19 protein-coding genes are annotated in these 17,252 nt (G+C 54.3%); 13 read left to right on the forward strand and 6 right to left on the reverse strand.

Translation table 11 applies throughout. The features are described 5' to 3' along the window. Nucleotides 1-2 precede the first annotated feature (2 nt). From OGV80_RS20635 to OGV80_RS20650, 4 genes are all read right to left on the reverse strand, one after another. Nucleotides 3-956 carry an ABC transporter permease gene (locus OGV80_RS20635; RefSeq protein ID WP_047409495.1) on the reverse strand — a complete coding sequence of 318 codons (954 nt, stop codon included), beginning with the start codon at nt 954-956 and terminating at the stop codon, nt 3-5. A gap of 1 nt (nt 957) precedes the next feature. Further along, nucleotides 958-1,947, reverse strand: a complete 990-nt coding sequence (locus tag OGV80_RS20640) for an ABC transporter permease (RefSeq protein ID WP_008785467.1) — start codon at nt 1,945-1,947, stop codon at nt 958-960. Then, nucleotides 1,940-3,448, reverse strand: a complete 1,509-nt coding sequence (locus tag OGV80_RS20645; protein WP_047409499.1) for a sugar ABC transporter ATP-binding protein — start codon at nt 3,446-3,448, stop codon at nt 1,940-1,942. The genes OGV80_RS20640 and OGV80_RS20645 overlap by 8 nt, the downstream gene beginning before the upstream one ends. A 103-nt stretch (nt 3,449-3,551) precedes the next feature. Continuing rightward, a complete protein-coding gene (locus OGV80_RS20650) occupies nt 3,552-4,535 on the reverse strand; it encodes an autoinducer 2 ABC transporter substrate-binding protein (RefSeq protein ID WP_043017197.1) in 984 nt (327 codons plus the stop codon). A 420-nt stretch (nt 4,536-4,955) separates the two neighbouring features. Here OGV80_RS20650 and OGV80_RS20655 point away from each other — a divergent pair, with 420 nt between their 5' ends. Further along, nucleotides 4,956-5,594, forward strand: coding sequence for a DUF1007 family protein (locus OGV80_RS20655; RefSeq protein ID WP_286515665.1), 639 nt, complete (start codon nt 4,956-4,958; stop codon nt 5,592-5,594). Continuing rightward, nucleotides 5,585-6,565, forward strand: coding sequence for a nickel/cobalt transporter (locus OGV80_RS20660; RefSeq protein WP_087050922.1), 981 nt, complete (start codon nt 5,585-5,587; stop codon nt 6,563-6,565). The genes OGV80_RS20655 and OGV80_RS20660 overlap by 10 nt, the downstream gene beginning before the upstream one ends. Nucleotides 6,566-6,637: 72 nt before the next feature. Here OGV80_RS20660 and suhB read toward each other — a convergent pair whose 3' ends face one another. Next, nucleotides 6,638-7,441 (reverse strand): inositol-1-monophosphatase, encoded by an 804-nt coding sequence (gene suhB / locus OGV80_RS20665; RefSeq protein ID WP_003037670.1) that lies wholly within the window; start codon nt 7,439-7,441, stop codon nt 6,638-6,640. 118 nt (nt 7,442-7,559) lie between these two features. Here suhB and trmJ point away from each other — a divergent pair, with 118 nt between their 5' ends. From trmJ to sseB, 11 genes are all read left to right on the forward strand, one after another. Then, nucleotides 7,560-8,291 carry a tRNA (cytosine(32)/uridine(32)-2'-O)-methyltransferase TrmJ gene (gene trmJ, locus OGV80_RS20670; RefSeq protein WP_087050921.1) on the forward strand — a complete coding sequence of 244 codons (732 nt, stop codon included), beginning with the start codon at nt 7,560-7,562 and terminating at the stop codon, nt 8,289-8,291. A 159-nt stretch (nt 8,292-8,450) separates the two neighbouring features. Continuing rightward, nucleotides 8,451-8,942 (forward strand): Fe-S cluster assembly transcriptional regulator IscR, encoded by a 492-nt coding sequence (iscR, locus tag OGV80_RS20675; protein WP_003037674.1) that lies wholly within the window; start codon nt 8,451-8,453, stop codon nt 8,940-8,942. A 184-nt stretch (nt 8,943-9,126) separates the two neighbouring features. Beyond that, a complete protein-coding gene (gene iscS / locus OGV80_RS20680; RefSeq protein WP_003835233.1) occupies nt 9,127-10,341 on the forward strand; it encodes a cysteine desulfurase in 1,215 nt (404 codons plus the stop codon). 25 nt (nt 10,342-10,366) lie between these two features. Then, nucleotides 10,367-10,753: a Fe-S cluster assembly scaffold IscU gene (gene iscU, locus OGV80_RS20685; RefSeq protein WP_002913991.1), complete on the forward strand. Its 387-nt coding sequence runs from the start codon at nt 10,367-10,369 to the stop codon at nt 10,751-10,753. A gap of 20 nt (nt 10,754-10,773) precedes the next feature. Next, entirely contained in the window at nt 10,774-11,097 is a 324-nt protein-coding gene (gene iscA / locus OGV80_RS20690) for an iron-sulfur cluster assembly protein IscA (RefSeq protein ID WP_003835203.1), read from the forward strand. Between the two features lie 108 nt (nt 11,098-11,205). Next, on the forward strand, nt 11,206-11,721 hold the full coding sequence (gene hscB / locus OGV80_RS20695) for a co-chaperone HscB (RefSeq protein WP_043017193.1): 516 nt from the start codon (nt 11,206-11,208) through the stop codon (nt 11,719-11,721). Between the two features lie 15 nt (nt 11,722-11,736). Next, nucleotides 11,737-13,587 (forward strand): Fe-S protein assembly chaperone HscA, encoded by a 1,851-nt coding sequence (gene hscA / locus OGV80_RS20700; protein WP_286515667.1) that lies wholly within the window; start codon nt 11,737-11,739, stop codon nt 13,585-13,587. A gap of 1 nt (nt 13,588) precedes the next feature. After that, complete coding sequence (gene fdx, locus OGV80_RS20705; RefSeq protein ID WP_286515668.1) at nt 13,589-13,924, forward strand: ISC system 2Fe-2S type ferredoxin; 336 nt, start codon at nt 13,589-13,591, stop codon at nt 13,922-13,924. 11 nt (nt 13,925-13,935) lie between these two features. Then, nucleotides 13,936-14,136 (forward strand): Fe-S cluster assembly protein IscX, encoded by a 201-nt coding sequence (gene iscX / locus OGV80_RS20710; protein WP_003037694.1) that lies wholly within the window; start codon nt 13,936-13,938, stop codon nt 14,134-14,136. Nucleotides 14,137-14,197: 61 nt separating this feature from the next. Next, complete coding sequence (gene pepB / locus OGV80_RS20715) at nt 14,198-15,481, forward strand: aminopeptidase PepB (protein ID WP_286515670.1); 1,284 nt, start codon at nt 14,198-14,200, stop codon at nt 15,479-15,481. A 70-nt stretch (nt 15,482-15,551) separates the two neighbouring features. Continuing rightward, complete coding sequence (gene sseB, locus OGV80_RS20720; RefSeq protein ID WP_286515672.1) at nt 15,552-16,328, forward strand: enhanced serine sensitivity protein SseB; 777 nt, start codon at nt 15,552-15,554, stop codon at nt 16,326-16,328. A 43-nt stretch (nt 16,329-16,371) separates the two neighbouring features. Here sseB and sseA read toward each other — a convergent pair whose 3' ends face one another. Next, nucleotides 16,372-17,217, reverse strand: coding sequence for a 3-mercaptopyruvate sulfurtransferase (sseA, locus tag OGV80_RS20725; RefSeq protein WP_286515674.1), 846 nt, complete (start codon nt 17,215-17,217; stop codon nt 16,372-16,374). Nucleotides 17,218-17,252: the final 35 nt, after the last annotated feature.

Here is a 17,252-nt window from a genome sequence, read left to right on the forward strand (position 1 = left end):
AATCAGGCTTTACGATTCTGTAATGCGATAAAGAGGATCAGCACCGCGCCCCACAGCGCCATCGTCAGATAGCTGCTGACCCCCAGCAAGTTAAGGCCGCTTTCCAGCATTTGCAGCACAATCAGCGCCAGCACCAGGCCGACAATGCGCCCGAAGCCGCCATCCGGATTGATTCCGCCGAGCACGGAAGCGAGGATGGTGACCAGCAGGTAGGATTCCCCGTATCCGGCTTTTGCCGAGTTGAATTTTGCCATCATCAGAATGGCGGCGACCCAGCCGAGCAGGGCGGAAATCACGTACACGGAAATTTGCACCCGTACGGTATTCACGCCGCTGTAGCGGGTTGCCTGTTCATTGGAACCGACGAGATACAGGCTGCGTCCAAGCGTGGTGTGCTCCAGCAGTACCCACAGCAGGATTGCCACCAGGAAAAAGAGCAGTAGCGCCACCGGAATACCGGCAATTGTGGCGTTACCAAGGTATTGAATGGCGGTCGGGAAGCCGGAAATCACCGTCCCGTTGGAAAGCAGAATATTCAGCCCGGAGATAAGCGTCATCGTGCCGAGCGTGGCGAGAATAGGCGAGACGCCGACCCAGGCAATTAAAGCGCCGTTGAGCGTGCCGATAGCCACCGCCACGGCTGCGCCTGCCAGTAGCGCCAGCACCAGAAACAGCGGGTTATCCGGATGGGTGACAATTATCGCCGCCATCACCAGCGAGCAGGCATTTGCCCCGGCAATAATCGACAGGTTAATGCCACCGGTCAGCATAGTCATGCCCATCCCGAGGGCCAGCATGCCGAGGATTGGCAGTTGCGAGCCGATCGACTGGAAGTTAGCGACGCTGAAAAAACGGCTGCCGAGCAGGGCCGAGAAGACTAAAGCGACGACCACTATAATGACGCATTGCAGACGAATGATGGCATCACCGGGTAAAAATCTGGCGATTGTTTTCATCTCAAAGCTCCCTTGCCAGTTTGCGTTTTTCGTTCCAGGCCGTGGCGCTAATGCTGACCAGGATAATGGCGCCGCTAAACACGGTGTGCCAGTAAGAAGAGACGCTGAGCAGCGTCAGCCCATTTTGTAAGAAGGCCAGCAGAACCACGCCGAGCAGGGTTCCGGTCAACGTACCGCGTCCGCCGCTCATGCTGGTTCCACCGAGCACTACCGCCGCCAGCACCGTCAGCTCAAAGCCGAGCAGCGAATTGGGTGCAACTGACTGGGTAATTTGCGCCTGAACCACGGCGGCAACGCCTGCCAGAATGCCCATGTAGCCATAGACGTAGAAATGCAACTTCAGCAGATTCAGCCCCAGGCGCGAGGCCGCGTCGCGGTTGCCGCCCATGGCGTAAACCTGACGGCCAAGTCGGGTATAGTTCATCAGCACGGCAGTAAAGATGATCACCGCAGCCAGGCACAGCAGGGGCAGGGTCAGACCGTAGTCGTAGCCATCCGCCGCGGTGAACGAGAACCAGTTAATGCCGTTCATAAACCAGTCCGGGAAGCCGTACAGCCAGGTACCTTTAGTGGCGTAAACCAGCAGACCGTAGTAGACGTTCAGCGTGGCAATGGTAATGATGATTGCCGGAACGCGCAGCCAGTAGACCAGGAAGCCGTTAATCAGTCCAAGCAGCAGACCTACCGCAATGGCGATAATTAACGCCAGCGCGAAGTTGCCGCCGTGGCCGATAACCCAACTGGCCATTGCATATTGGGCTATCGCGGTCATCGCCGGAAATGAGATGTCGATCCCGCCGGAAATCAGCACCACAAACAGCCCACAGGCAAGGATGCCGAGAATCGCGTAGCTGGTGGCCACATCCGTCAGATTCCCCAAAGACAAGAACTCATCGGTGCTGATACTCAGCCCAACGGCCAGGGCTACGACCAGCAGGCCCAGCCAGAATTCGTGTTGCCCGATTAATCGGGAGAGATGCATCTTATTCATTGATTACCTCGACCACTTCAGCAATCTCCTCTTCACGGCATTGATGAGGATTAAATTCCGCCACCAGCCTGCCGCGACGCATCACCAGCACGCGGTGGCTGTTGTAATACGCTTCCGGGATTTCATCGCAAATCATCAGCACCGCCATACCTTGTTCCGCCAGATCGCGGGCTATCTGGTAAATTCCCTCTTTGTTGGCGATATCCACGCCTACGGTAGGGGAGTCGAGGATCAGGATGCGGGGATTGGTCGCCACCCATTTGGCAATGGCGATACGCTGGGCATTACCGCCGGAAAGGGTTTTGACCGGCAGGTGCGGATCGGACACTTTGATATTCAGTTCGCGGATCAAGTCGGCGACCAGCTTTTGCGCTTTACGATGATCGAGCAGGCCGCTGCCGGTATGCAGTTGATCAAACACCGTGACGATGGTGTTGTCATAGATCGACTGCTCCATGATCAGCCCCTGTGTCAGACGATCTTCGGAGACATAGCCGATCCCGTGTTTGATGGCGTCATGGTTATTGCGCAGAGTAACCGGCTGGCCGTTAATACGAATCTCGCCGCTTTCCGGGTGGGTCATGCCAAACAGGCTCAGACAAAGCTCGGTGCGCCCGGCTCCCAGCAAACCAACAATGGAGACAATCTCGCCGCCGTGCAGCGACAGATTAATGTTTTGGTATTTGCCTCTGCGGCTCAGATTGCGCAGCTCCAGCAGAGGTTCTTGCTCAATTGTGGGCCTTTGTGGCAGTGGACTGTAGTGAAAGCGTTGTCCGGTCATCAGGAAGGCCAGCTCGTGGCTGTCGAGATCGCTGGCAGGGTAAGTGCCTACCAGTTTGCCGTCGCGCATCACGCTGATGCGGTCTGCCACTTCCATCACCTCATCCAGACGATGGCTGACAAACACGACGCAAATTCCGGCAGCTTTCAGTTCGTTAACAACCCGCAGCAGGCCATTAACCTCCTGACGGGTTAGCGAGGCGGTGGGCTCGTCCATAATCACCAGACGCGCATCGGCGGCAATCGCCCGGCAAATGGCGACCAGCTGGCGGTCAGCAATCGAGAGTTTTTCAACTTTTTTATCGGGATCAATGTTCACCCCGATACGCTTCATGGCTGCCAGTGCCTGCTGTTTCATGGCGCCACGACGTACCCAGATATCGCCCCCGGGCAGATAGCGGTTGACGGCGATATTTTCCGCGACGCTAAAGTTGGGGAACAACGACAGGTCCTGATAAATAACCTGAATTCCATAATGGGAGGAGAGCTGCGGCGTCAGGTGATGGAACAATTTGCCGTCGAGTAAAATCTGCGCGCCTTTTTCCGGATGATAAACCCCGGAGATCACTTTAATAATGGTGCTTTTACCACAGCCGTTTTGACCCGCCAGACAGTGAACTTCGCCTTTTCTCAGCGTCAGATTCACGTTATCCAGCGCCAGCACGCCCGGGAATTGTTTGCTGATATTCTCAAGAGTGATAAATGCGGTGGTGTCTGTCATGGACAATACCCCTGCGAGCGTCCTGGTGGACGCTGAGTGTTAATTTGGTTGATAGCGCCGACCAGACGGCCGGCGTTAAGGTTCCCTGGTGTCGGCTAAAGCCTTAGAAACCAAGTGATTGTGCGTTGTCTTTGGTGACTTCGAGGATCTTGTTAAAGCGGATCACTTTCTTCTCCGTGTCGATATCGGCTTTCCCTAAACCATCAATACTCAGATCGGCGTTCACTGCTTTACCCTGTAACAGCTGATCGGCAACCGTTACCAGCGCGTAGCCCGCATCTTTTGGATCCCACAGCAGCGCTTTTTTGATATCACCACGCATCAGGTAAGGCGCAGCCTGTGCTGGCATAGCGATCCCGACGACGGCGATTTTATCTTTGGCGCGTTTTTTCTGCACAGCCTGACCCGCGCCGATTGGACCCAGCGAGCCGAAGCCAATAATGCCTTTCATCTGCGGATAGGTTTTCATCAGGTCCAGCGTCGTGGCGTAGGATTTATCGATGCTTTCCGCGACCGGCAGACGTGAAGTGACCTCGAACATTTCCGGATATTTTTCTTTCTGGTACTTAATTGCATAATCCGCCCACGCGTTATGCAGCGGCACCGTCAGCGAACCGACATAGATAGCGTACCCGCCCTTACCACCCATGTTTTTCGCTAACTCATCGACGTTGGCCTGGGCGTATTTTTCACTGTCGATGGTTTCGATATCCCACTGGCCAATTTGCTCATCCGGGGATTCGTGCGTCAGCACCACGATGCCTTTATCGCGTGCTTTTTTTAGTACCGGCTCAAGAACCTTGGCATCATTCGGTACCACGATGATCGCATTGACGTTTTTGGCGATCAGATCCTCAATGACTTTCACCTGTTGCGCTGGATCCGGCGTGGAAGGCCCGGTCTGATAAGCATTCACATCCAGTTTTTTTGCTGCTTCATTAACGCCGGTTTCCATCCGGTTAAACCACGGAATCCCGGTGACCTTGGCAACCACAGCAATTTCATATTTTTCCGCCGCAAAGGACGTGCCGGACAACATGCATGCAGAAACCAGGGTTGCACTGAGTAATGCGAGTTTGAATTTCATAGTTGTACCTTTCGTAGGGGGCAGGACATGTCACGCCGTGAAGTTAACAACGAATGGAAGAGGGAATGAATTATGAGTTTCCTGAATGTGATCCATGCCCATCATTGTTAATATTTGGAAATTAAATGGTTAAATTTAAGTTAATTTTGCATGGTTTTACATTCAGTCATTCAAATTTAGCGTTAATAAAATATTAAAATGAAACTATAAATTAACATTTAATTATCATTTAACTTAAGTCGTGACCCAGATAAGGTAGTTGGACGGGATTTGCCGAAGAAGAAATTATCGAAATTGAGAACTGAATCGATACCGGAAAAGGGGACTCAACATTTTTTCGTTCAATGGTATCCTCAACACTCTTTCGCCAAACCCGGCTTCATTATTTGTGGCGGTGTCGATTTTTTCCGTGGAGAACTCATGCAAGGCGTTAAACGTATCATTGTCACGTTGTTTCTCGCTCTCCTGCCCTTTGGCGCAGGCGCGCATCCCCACAGCTTTATCCATCTGAAAACCGAAATAGTGAGCGCGAATGATCGGTTCGTCGCGCTTAAAATGCGCTGGACGATGGATGAAATTACCTCGGCGGATCTGCTTTATGATGCGGGGAATGCCAAACCTGGTGATGAGATCTGGAAAAAACTGGCGGCGGAAGTGATGGCCAACGTTCTCGGTCAGCACTATTTCACCGAAGTGTGGCACGACGGGCAAAAGGTAAAGTTTAAAAACAGGCCGACGGAATATGGTATGGCGCGTGAGGAACACCAGGCGGTGCTGACGTTCGTTCTGCCGTTGGCTGAAGCTCAGCCGCTGAGTGGACAAAAATATACCATTTCAACCTTCGACCCGACCTACTACGTTGATATGAGTTATGACAAAGACAGCGACGCCAGGCTGGGACATGTCATAAGCCAGAAATGCCGTATTTCAGTACATACGCCGACGCCGAATGAACAAACGCTGAGCTTTGCGCAGTCGCTGGATAAAGAAGATGCACCGCCGGAGGATATGGAGTTGGGTAAACAGTTTGCACAGACGGTAACGCTGCAATGTCAGTAGTTTCTCAACAACGTGCAGCCAGACGTCGCTGGCTCATGCTATGGCCGCTGGCGGTGTTTTTACTGCTGGCAGCAGGCGGCGTGCTGTGGCTATGGCAGACCTGGCCGCAGGTGATGATGCAAAGTATCGTCTGGCAGCGCGACGTTAATCAGCAGATGAGCGGTTTGCTCAAAGCGGTTGCCGCCAGGCCGGCCCAGGCTGGGGGATCGCTGCTGCTGTTTAGTTTTCTCTACGGCGTCCTGCATGCGCTGGGGCCGGGGCATGGAAAAGTCGTTATTACCACCTGGCTTGCAACGCATCCCTCGAAACTCAAATCAAGTATCGGCCTGACGCTGGCGTCGTCTTTATTACAAGGACTGGTCGCTATTGGTCTGGTCGTTATCGTGCTCACCGTCTTGCAGTTGCCTGCGCGACAGTTACATATGAGTAGTTTCTGGCTGGAGAAAGGGAGTTATGCGCTGGTTGGCGTGTTGGGCGTTTTATTGTGCGTCCGTGCGCTGAAGAAATTGCGCCAGCTGCTGCGTCGCCCGAAATTCACCGCCTTCACGCCGCATCATGTGCATCACGAAGGTTGCGGCTGTGGACATCAGCATTTGCCCGATCCTGAACAGCTGCAAAGCGGTGATGACTGGCGCGCCCGGCTGATGATCGTTTTATCAATGGGAATGCGTCCGTGCTCGGGGGCAATCATGGTCTTACTGTTTAGTAAAGTGGTTGGCGTTTTTAGCTGGGGCATGGCGTCGGCGCTGGCGATGGCGGCAGGAACCTCTTTGACGATTACGTCACTGGCTCTGCTGGTGCACAGTTTCCGCTCGCTGGCGGTAAGACTTAGCGGGCATAAAGCGCCTGTGCTATGGCGACAGATTGGCTGGACGACGCTGGCGTTAGCCGGTGGTGCGGTGCTGATTGCTGCTGCGGTAGTGATGTGGATGAGCGCGGTGCCGGTGGGGCGGGGGATAAGACCGTTTTAGGTTACAGAGCGGTATGGTATGAATTATTGGCCGGATAAGACGCGAGAGCGTCGTATCCGGCACCACAGCAGATTAACGCTTCAGCGCGTCGCTCAGTTCGTCACGCATGTTCGCCAGCATGGCTTTCACTACGCGCGGGTTGCCTGCAACGATGTTACCGGTCGCCAGGTAGTTATGACCGCCGGTGAAGTCGCAAACCAGTGCGCCAGCTTCACGAGCAATCAGCTCGCCTGCGGCGAAATCCCATGGTTTCAGGCCGATTTCGAAGTAACCGTCAACGCGCGCAGCGGCAACGTAAGCCAGATCCAGCGCAGCAGAACCCGTGCGGCGGAAGTCAGCGCACTCGGTGAACATCTTGCCAAGAATTTTCATGTAAGAAGCGGCGTGCTGTTTCGCTTTGAACGGGAAACCGGTAGCGATGATGGTGCCGTCCAGATCGCGGGCGGTGCTGCCACGCAGACGGTAGCCGTTCAGCTGTGCGCCCTGGCCGCGAGTTGCGGTGAACAGTTCGTTACGCATTGGATCGTAAACAACGGCGACTTCAGTACGGCCTTTAATGCGTACTGCGATGGAAACCGCGAAGTGCGGCAGACGTTTTACGAAGTTGGTGGTGCCATCCAGTGGATCGATAACCCATTGAACATCCTGATCTTCACCAGCGTGCTCACCGCTTTCTTCGGTGATGATGGTGTGCTGAGGGTAAGATTTGCGAATAGTTTCGATAATAATCGCTTCAGCGGCTTTATCGACGTTAGTCACGAAATCATTGCTGCCTTTCTGGCTGGTTTCTACTGAGTCTGGTGTTTCGTAGTGTTTGGCAATTACATTACCCGCCTTGCGCGCTGCGCGCACGGCGATGGTCAGCATCGGATGCATCGGTCTCTCTCACTGGATGTTAAAGAACGGGAAAACGGCGCAGAGTATAGCAGCGAGTTCGGAATATGTCTTCGTTTTATGATAATATGCCCGAATAATCTTTAGCCGAAGAAATACAATGCTGCAAAATATTCGAATCGTGCTGGTGGAAACCTCTCACACTGGCAACATGGGCTCTGTGGCCCGCGCAATGAAAACCATGGGTTTAACCAATCTATGGTTGGTAAATCCACTGGTTAAACCGGACTCCCAGGCCATCGCCCTGGCGGCAGGCGCCAGTGATGTGATCGGCAGCGCGCAGATCGTCGATACTCTCGATGAAGCGCTGGCGGGTTGCAGTCTGGTGGTAGGCACCAGTGCGCGCTCGCGTACGCTGCCGTGGCCGATGCTGGATCCGCGTGAATGCGGTTTAAAAAGCGTCTCTGAAGCAACGAATTCGCCGGTGGCGCTGGTGTTTGGCCGTGAACGCGTTGGCCTGACCAACGAAGAGCTGCAGAAGTGCCATTATCATGTCGCCATTGCCGCGAACCCGGAATACAGTTCGCTCAACCTGGCGATGGCGGTGCAGGTCATCTCTTATGAAGTGCGCATGGCCTGGCTGGCAACGCAGGAAAGCGACAAGACCGCAGATTACGAAGAAGCAGAGTATCCGCTGGTTGATGATTTAGAGCGTTTTTACGGTCATCTGGAACAAACGCTGTTGTCGACCGGGTTTATCCGCGAAGGGCACCCGGGGCAGGTGATGAACAAACTGCGTCGTCTGTTCACGCGCGCGCGACCTGAGAGCCAGGAGCTGAACATCCTGCGTGGGATTTTAGCTTCAATCGAGCAGCAGAATAAATGCAAGTAACTGTACTAATGGCGCACGGAACGTCAAATACCTGACTAAATTAGTCAAGTAAATAGTTGACTGATTTAGTCGGGAATGTCAGACTTGCCCCTGCTATGCAATACCCCCATTTTACAATAAAAAACCCCGGGCAGGGGCGAGTTTGAGGCTAAGTAAGACATGAGACTGACATCAAAAGGGCGTTATGCCGTGACCGCAATGTTGGACGTTGCGCTCAACTCCGAAACGGGCCCGGTACCGTTGGCTGATATTTCTGAACGTCAGGGAATTTCCCTGTCATATCTGGAGCAGCTGTTTTCCCGTTTGCGTAAAAACGGTCTGGTTTCCAGCGTACGTGGACCAGGCGGCGGGTACTTGCTGGGTAAAGATGCCGGCAGCATCGCAGTAGGTGAAGTGATTAGCGCTGTTGACGAGTCTGTAGATGCGACCCGTTGCCAGGGCAAAGGCGGTTGTCAGGGCGGCGATAAGTGCCTGACCCACGCGCTGTGGCGCGATCTGAGCGATCGTCTGACCGGCTTCCTCAACAACATTACGTTGGGCGAGCTGGTTAATAATCAGGAAGTCCTGGATGTGTCTGGTCGCCAGCACACGCATGACGCTCCACGCACTAATCGTGCTCAAGACGCGATCGACGTTAAGTTACGCGCATAATTTGCCCGTTATATTTCGTGCCGCAACTGCGTTGGCCGCACTTGCTGCAACACGAACTATTTAGGGCAAAGATAATAAGATATTAGAATCAGGCCGGGGTGTTCGACGCCCCGTTAACTCGGTCGTACATCCAGCCGGTTGCCTGATTCCTTGCATTGAAGCGATGTACGGAGTTTATAGAGCAATGAAATTACCGATCTATCTCGACTACTCCGCAACCACGCCGGTGGACCCGCGTGTTGCCGAGAAAATGATGCAGTGTCTGACCCTGGACGGAAACTTTGGTAACCCAGCGTCTCGTTCACACCGTTTCGGCTGGCAGGCTGAAGAGGCGGTAGATATCGCCCGTAACCAGATTGCCGACCTCGTGGGCGCTGACCCGCGTGAAATCGTCTTTACTTCCGGTGCGACTGAATCCGATAACCTGGCGATTAAAGGTGCAGCCAACTTTTATCAGAAAAAAGGCAAGCACATCATCACCAGCAAAACCGAACACAAAGCCGTGCTGGATACCTGTCGTCAGCTGGAGCGCGAAGGGTTCGAAGTCACCTACCTCGCCCCGCAGCGTAACGGTATTATTGACCTGAAAGAACTTGAAGCGGCAATGCGTGACGACACTATCCTCGTGTCCATCATGCACGTGAACAACGAAATCGGCGTGGTGCAGGATATCGCGACTATCGGCGAAATGTGCCGTGCGCGCGGCATTATCTATCACGTTGATGCAACCCAGAGCGTGGGCAAACTGCCTATCGATCTGAGCCAACTGAAAGTTGACCTGATGTCTTTCTCCGGCCACAAAATCTATGGTCCGAAAGGTATCGGCGCGCTATACGTTCGTCGTAAACCGCGTATTCGTATTGAAGCGCAGATGCACGGCGGCGGTCACGAGCGCGGCATGCGTTCCGGTACGCTGCCTGTGCACCAGATCGTCGGTATGGGTGAAGCTTACCGTATCGCTAAAGAAGAGATGGAAACCGAGATGGCGCGCCTGCGCAGTCTGCGTAACCGTCTGTGGAACGGCGTGAAAGATATGGAAGAGGTGTACCTCAATGGTGACCTCGAGCAGGGCGCACCGAACATTCTCAACGTCAGCTTCAACTTTGTTGAAGGCGAGTCGCTGATTATGGCGCTGAAAGACCTGGCTGTATCCTCCGGTTCTGCATGTACTTCTGCAAGCCTGGAGCCATCCTACGTGCTGCGCGCGCTGGGGATGACCGACGAGCTGGCACACAGCTCAATTCGTTTCTCTTTAGGTCGTTTCACTACCGAAGAAGAGATTGACTACGCCATCAATCTGGTTCGCAACTCCATCGGCCGCCTGCGCGACCTTTCTCCGCTGTGGGAAATGTTCAAACAGGGCGTGGATCTGAACAGCATTGAATGGTCACATCACTAATCGGTACCGATAAGGAGAATTCATCATGGCTTACAGCGAAAAAGTAATCGATCATTACGAGAATCCACGTAACGTGGGTTCTTTTGACAACAGCGACGAGAACGTGGGCAGCGGCATGGTGGGTGCACCGGCCTGTGGCGACGTGATGAAGTTGCAGATCAAAGTCAACAATGAGGGTATCATTGAAGACGCGCGTTTCAAGACTTACGGCTGCGGTTCCGCTATTGCCTCCAGCTCTCTGGTTACCGAATGGGTAAAAGGGAAATCTCTGGATGAAGCACAGGCGATTAAAAACACCGATATTGCCGACGAACTTGAACTGCCACCGGTGAAAATTCACTGCTCTATTCTGGCTGAAGACGCGATTAAAGCCGCGATTGCGGATTACAAAAGCAAACGTGAAGCAAAATAATTAAGAGTTGAGGTTTTATTATGTCGATTACCTTAAGCGACAGTGCAGCAGCGCGTGTAAATACCTTCCTGGCAAACCGCGGTAAAGGGTTTGGTCTGCGTCTGGGCGTGAGAACCTCCGGCTGCTCAGGTATGGCTTATGTACTGGAATTTGTTGACGAGCCGGCGGCTGAAGATACCGTGTTTGAAGACAAAGGCGTAAAAGTCGTGATCGACGGTAAGAGCCTGCAATTCCTCGACGGTACGCAGTTAGACTTCGTCAAAGAAGGTCTGAACGAAGGGTTTAAGTTCACTAACCCGAACGTGAAAGACGAATGTGGATGCGGCGAAAGCTTCCACGTGTAACGCGCTTACTGATAACCCCACCGTGGTCGCCTGCGCGTGGGGTTTGTTTTACCTGACTCTCTGGTTTTGCCTCATCGAACAACAGAGAATCGATGCCCTGAGAATGTTATGGACTACTTCACCCTCTTTGGCTTACCGGCCCGTTATCAGCTCGATACTCAGGCGCTGAGCCTACGTTTTCAGGATCTACAACGTCAGTATCATCCTGATAAATTCGCCAGCGGTTCCCAGGCGGAACAACTTGCTGCGGTTTCGCAGTCCGCCACTATCAACCAGGCATGGCAAACGCTGCGTCATCCTTTGATGCGCGCCGAATACTTATTGTCTTTACACGGCTTTGATATCCGCAACGAGCAGCACACGGTGCGCGATACCGCGTTCCTGATGGAGCAACTTGAGCTGCGTGAAGAGCTGGACGAGATTGAACAGGCAAAAGACAGTCAACGTTTAGATGCGTTTATGCAACGCGTCAGTGAAATGTATAACGTTCGCCATCAACTGATGGTGGAACAGCTGGATAGCGAGACGTGGGACGCCGCGGCAGATACCGTGCGTAAGCTGCGTTTTCTCGATAAACTGCGAAGCAGTGCAGAACAACTCGAAGAAAAACTGCTCGATTTTTAATTTCCGGAAGCGAAAATGGCCTTATTACAAATTAGTGAGCCTGGTCTGAGCGCCGCGCCGCACCAGCGTCGTCTGGCGGTAGGTATCGATTTAGGCACCACCAACTCCCTGGTTGCGACCGTACGCAGCGGCCAGGCCGAAACGCTGGCAGACCATCAAGGTCGCCACCTGTTGCCGTCAGTGGTTCACTATCAGCAGCAGGGCTACTCTGTCGGTTACGATGCCCGCGCCAATGCCGCGCTGGATACGGCCAACACCGTCAGCTCGGTAAAACGCATGATGGGCCGCTCTCTGGCGGATATTCTGGCGCGTTACCCGCATCTGCCTTATACGTTCCACGCGAGCGAAAACGGCCTGCCAATGATTGAAACAGCAGCCGGTTTACTGAATCCGGTGCGTGTCTCCGCTGATATTCTGAAAGCATTGGCCGCACGGGCAACCGAAGCGCTGTCTGGCGAGCTGGACGGCGTGGTAATCACCGTTCCGGCTTACTTTGACGATGCGCAGCGTCAGGGAACCAAAGACGCCGCGCGTCTGGCGGGCCTGCACGTATTGCGTTTGTTGAACGAACCGACCGCTGCGGCGATCGCGTATGGCCTCGACTCCGGTCAGGAAGGCGTGATCGCGGTCTATGACCTTGGCGGCGGTACGTTTGACATTTCCATTCTGCGCCTGAGTCGCGGCGTGTTCGAAGTGCTGGCGACCGGCGGTGATTCCGCGCTGGGCGGCGACGATTTTGACCATCTGCTGGCCGATTACATTCGCGAGCAGGCGGGCGTGGCCGATCGCAGCGATAACCGCGTGCAGCGCGAACTGCTGGATGCCGCGATTGCAGCGAAAATCGCGCTTAGCGACGCTGATTCTGTAACGGTTAACGTGGCAGGATGGCAGGGTGAAATCACCCGTGAAACCTTTAATGAACTTATTTCCGCACTGGTCAAGCGTACGCTGCTGGCCTGCCGACGCGCGCTGAAAGATGCGGGCGTAGAGCCACAGGATGTGCTGGAAGTGGTGATGGTCGGTGGTTCAACGCGCGTGCCATTGGTACGTGAACGCGTCGGTGAGTTTTTTGGCCGTACGCCGCTGACCTCTATCGACCCGGACAAAGTGGTCGCTATCGGTGCGGCAATCCAGGCCGATATTCTGGTCGGAAATAAACCGGACAGCGAAATGCTGCTGCTGGACGTTATCCCGCTGTCCCTGGGGCTGGAAACCATGGGCGGACTGGTGGAGAAAGTGATCCCGCGTAACACCACTATCCCGGTGGCGCGCGCGCAGGACTTTACCACCTTTAAAGATGGCCAAACCGCGATGTCCATTCACGTGATGCAGGGCGAACGTGAGCTGGTGCAGGACTGCCGTTCACTGGCGCGTTTTGCGCTGCGCGGCATCCCGGCATTGCCGGCAGGCGGCGCGCATATCCGCGTGACCTTCCAGGTAGATGCTGACGGGCTGCTGAGCGTCACCGCTATGGAGAAATCCACCGGCGTTGAGTCCTCAATTCAGGTTAAACCGTCCTACGGTCTGACCGACAGTGAAATCGCCTCCATGATTCAGGATTCGATGAGTTTTGCCGAGCAGGACGTAAAAGCCCGTATGCTGGCAGAACAGAAAGTCGAAGCGGCACGCGTACTGGAGAGTTTATCCGGTGCGTTGAACGCTGATGCCGCGCTGTTAAGCGCCGCAGAACGTCAGGCTATCGACACCGCCGCCGCGCACTTGAGCGAGGTTGCACAGGGTGACGATGTTGACGCGATAGAACAAGCCATTAAAAACGTAGACAAACAAACCCAGGAATTCGCCGCTCGCCGCATGGACAAATCCGTCCGTAGCGCGCTGAAAGGCCATTCCGTGGACGAGGTTTAATATGCCAAAGATTATTATTTTGCCTCATCAGGATCTCTGTCCCGATGGCGCAGTTCTGGAAGCTGAGACCGGCGAAACCATTCTTGACGTTGCTCTGCGTAACGGTATCGAGATTGAACACGCCTGTGAAAAATCCTGTGCCTGCACAACCTGCCACTGCATCGTACGTGAAGGTTTTGATTCTTTGCCGGAAAGCACGGAAGAAGAAGACGACATGCTGGATAAAGCCTGGGGACTGGAGCCGGAGAGCCGTTTAAGCTGTCAGGCGCGGGTAACCGAGGACGATTTAGTGGTCGAAATCCCACGTTACACAATCAATCATGCGCGTGAGCATTAACAGAGGGTAGTATGGGACTGAAGTGGACCGATAGCCGCGAGATCGGCGAGGCGCTGTATGACGCGTTCCCCGACCTCGATCCCAAGACCGTTCGTTTCACCGATCTGCATCAATGGATCTGTGACCTGGAAGAGTTCGATGATGATCCGCAGGCATCGAACGAAAAAATCCTTGAGGCCATTTTGCTGGTCTGGCTGGACGAAGCCGAATAAGTCAACGGGCTGCCCACGGGTGGCCCGTTTTCCTGTATGCGCGAAAATAAGGATAAATAAAATGACAGAAGCCATGAAAATTACGCTTTCCACGCAACCCGCTGACGCCCGCTGGGGTGAAAAGGCGACATACAGCATTAATAATGACGGCATTACCCTGCATCTGAACGGGAAAGATGACCTCGGCCTTATCCAGCGCGCCGCACGTAAAATTGACGGTCTGGGGATTAAACACGTTCAACTGGACGGTGAAGGCTGGGATACCGAAGGCAGCTGGGCTTTCTGGCAGGGCTATAAAGGACCAAAAGGCACCCGCAAAGTTGAGTGGGCTACCCTGGACGAAGCGCAGCGCAAAGAGCTGGACAACCGTCTGAAGATAATTGACTGGGTGCGCGATACCATTAACGCCCCGGCAGAAGAGCTGGGCCCGGAACAACTGGCGCAACGCGCGGTCGACCTGCTGTGTGGCGTGGCTTGTGATAACGTCTCTTACCGGATCACCAAAGGCGAAGATCTGCGTGAGCAGAACTACATGGGACTGCATACCGTGGGTCGTGGCTCCGAACGTCCGCCGGTGCTGCTGGCGCTGGATTACAACCCGACTGGCGACAAGGAAGCCCCGGTTTATGCCTGTCTGGTTGGCAAGGGAATTACCTTTGACTCCGGCGGTTACAGCATCAAGCAAAGCGCATTTATGGACTCAATGAAGTCCGACATGGGCGGTGCGGCAACGGTCACCGGCGCGCTGGCGTTTGCCATCACCCGTGGTCTGAACAAGCGCGTGAAGCTGTATCTGTGCTGCGCGGATAACCTGATCAGCGGCAACGCTTTTAAGCTCGGCGATATTATTCACTATCGCAACGGTAAAAAAGTTGAAGTGATGAATACCGATGCCGAAGGACGCCTGGTGCTGGCCGATGGCCTGATCGACGCCAGCGCGCAGAAACCGGATCTGATCATTGATGCCGCCACGCTGACCGGCGCGGCGAAAACAGCGTTGGGCAACGATTACCACGCGCTGTTTAGCTTTGATGATCAGCTGGCTGCTCGCCTGCTGGCCAGTGCGGCGCAAGAAAACGAACCGTTCTGGCGTCTGCCGCTGGCAGAGTTCCACCGAAGCCAGTTGCCGTCTAACTTTGCTGAACTGAACAACACCGGCAGTGCGGCTTACCCGGCTGGCGCAAGCACCGCGGCGGGCTTCCTGTCCCATTTTGTGGAAAACTACCAGCAGGGCTGGCTGCATATCGACTGCTCCGCAACCTATCGCAAAGCGCCGGTTGAGCAGTGGTCTGCGGGTGCAACTGGTCTGGGTGTGCGCACTATCGCGAATCTGCTGACCGCATAATTTATTACTGTATTGCCGGATGGCGCTACGCTTATCCGGCCTACATGTATTCATCCAATTTGTGATACTTATGTCCGAAACAAAAAACGAATTAGAAACATTGCTTGAACAAGCGGCGACAGAACCTGCGCATCGTCCGGCATTTTTCCGTACTTTACTGGAATCCACAGTCTGGGTGCCGGGTACCGCCGCTGAAGGTGAGGCGGTGGTTGAAGACAGCGCCCTCGATCTGCAGCACTGGGAGAAAGAAGACGGCACGACCGTGATCCCGTTCTTCACCTCTCTGGAAGCCCTGCAACAGGCGGTGGAAGATGAACAAGCGTTTGTCGTGATGCCGGTGCGTACGTTGTTTGAAATGACGCTCGGCGAAACGCTGTTTCTCAACGCGAAACTGCCGACCGGCAAAGAATTTATGCCGCGTGAGGTAAGCCTGCTGATGGGGGAAGAGGGTAATCCGCTGAGCACCCAGGAAGTACTCGAAGGCGGTGAATCGCTGATCCTCTCTGAAGTCGCTGAGCCGCCAGCGCAGATGATTGACTCGCTGACCACGCTGTTTAAAACCATCAAGCCGGTAAAACGCGCGTTTCTCTGCTCAATCAAAGAAAACGCGGAAGCCCAGCCGAATCTGCTGATTGGTATTGAAGCGGAAGGGGATATTGAAGAGATCATCCACGCTGCGGGCAGCGTCGCAACCGACACATTGCCGGGCGATGAACCGATTGATATTTGCCAGGTGAAGAAAGGCGAGAAGGGCGTCAGCCACTTTATCACTGAGCACATCGCCCCGTTCTATGAGCGCCGATGGGGTGGTTTCCTGCGCGACTTTAAACAGAACCGGATTATCTAAATTGTAGGCCGGATGAGCGAAGCGCTATCCGGCTTTTCCAGCTTTATAATTTCGGTTCTACCGGTAAATCACTCCGCGCTCCCCATTCGCTCCATGCGCCGTCATACAATGCGACGTTAGAAACGCCCAGCGTGGCAAGCGCCAGTACCACGACAGCAGCCGTTACGCCAGAACCGCAGCTGGCGATAATGGGGCGGTCAAAGCTTACGCCGTGGCTGAAGAAAATAGCATCCAGTTCGTCGGTGGTTTTCAGTTCACCGTCACGAACCAGCTCTGTCCACGGTACGTTAAGCGCACCGGGCACATGACCACGTTTCAGGCCTGGACGCGGCTCGTTAACTTCAGCATTAAAACGCGCAGCCGGACGGGCATCGACGATCTGCGCCGTTTTTTCATGACTGGCCAGCAGCACATCAGTGACGCGCACCACGGCTTCAGGCGTAAATGCCACGTTAAATTCACCTTCAGGTAAATCCTCATCTCCTTCCTGGAGCATTAGCTCATCACGCTGCCAGCCTGCCAGACCGCCCGCCAGAATGGAGACATTCTCGACGCCAAAAGTCCGCAGCATCCACCATGCGCGTGGAGCGGAAAACAGATTTCCGTCATCGTAGACAATCAGATGCTTATCCTGATCAACGCCCAGCTCACGCATAGCTACAGCAAAGGCTTCCGGGCGCGGCATCATATGCGGTAGCGGTGACGTATGGTCGGAAAGCGCTTCAATATCAAAAAAGACTGCGCCAGGAATATGGCCCGCACGATACTCCTCGCCAACATCGCGATCTTCCTGTCCTGGAGGTGCCATCCGGGCATCAAGAATTTGTATTTCCGGGTCGTCAATGTGTTCGGCAAGCCAGTCGGCAGCGACAAAGAAGGCGGTGGTCATAGGCATCTCCATTTTTACCAGGTTTTGGCAAATTG

Origin of the sequence: Citrobacter sp. Ce119, from assembly GCF_030334525.1 — a bacterium.
GTDB classification, from domain to species: domain Bacteria; phylum Pseudomonadota; class Gammaproteobacteria; order Enterobacterales; family Enterobacteriaceae; genus Citrobacter; species Citrobacter europaeus.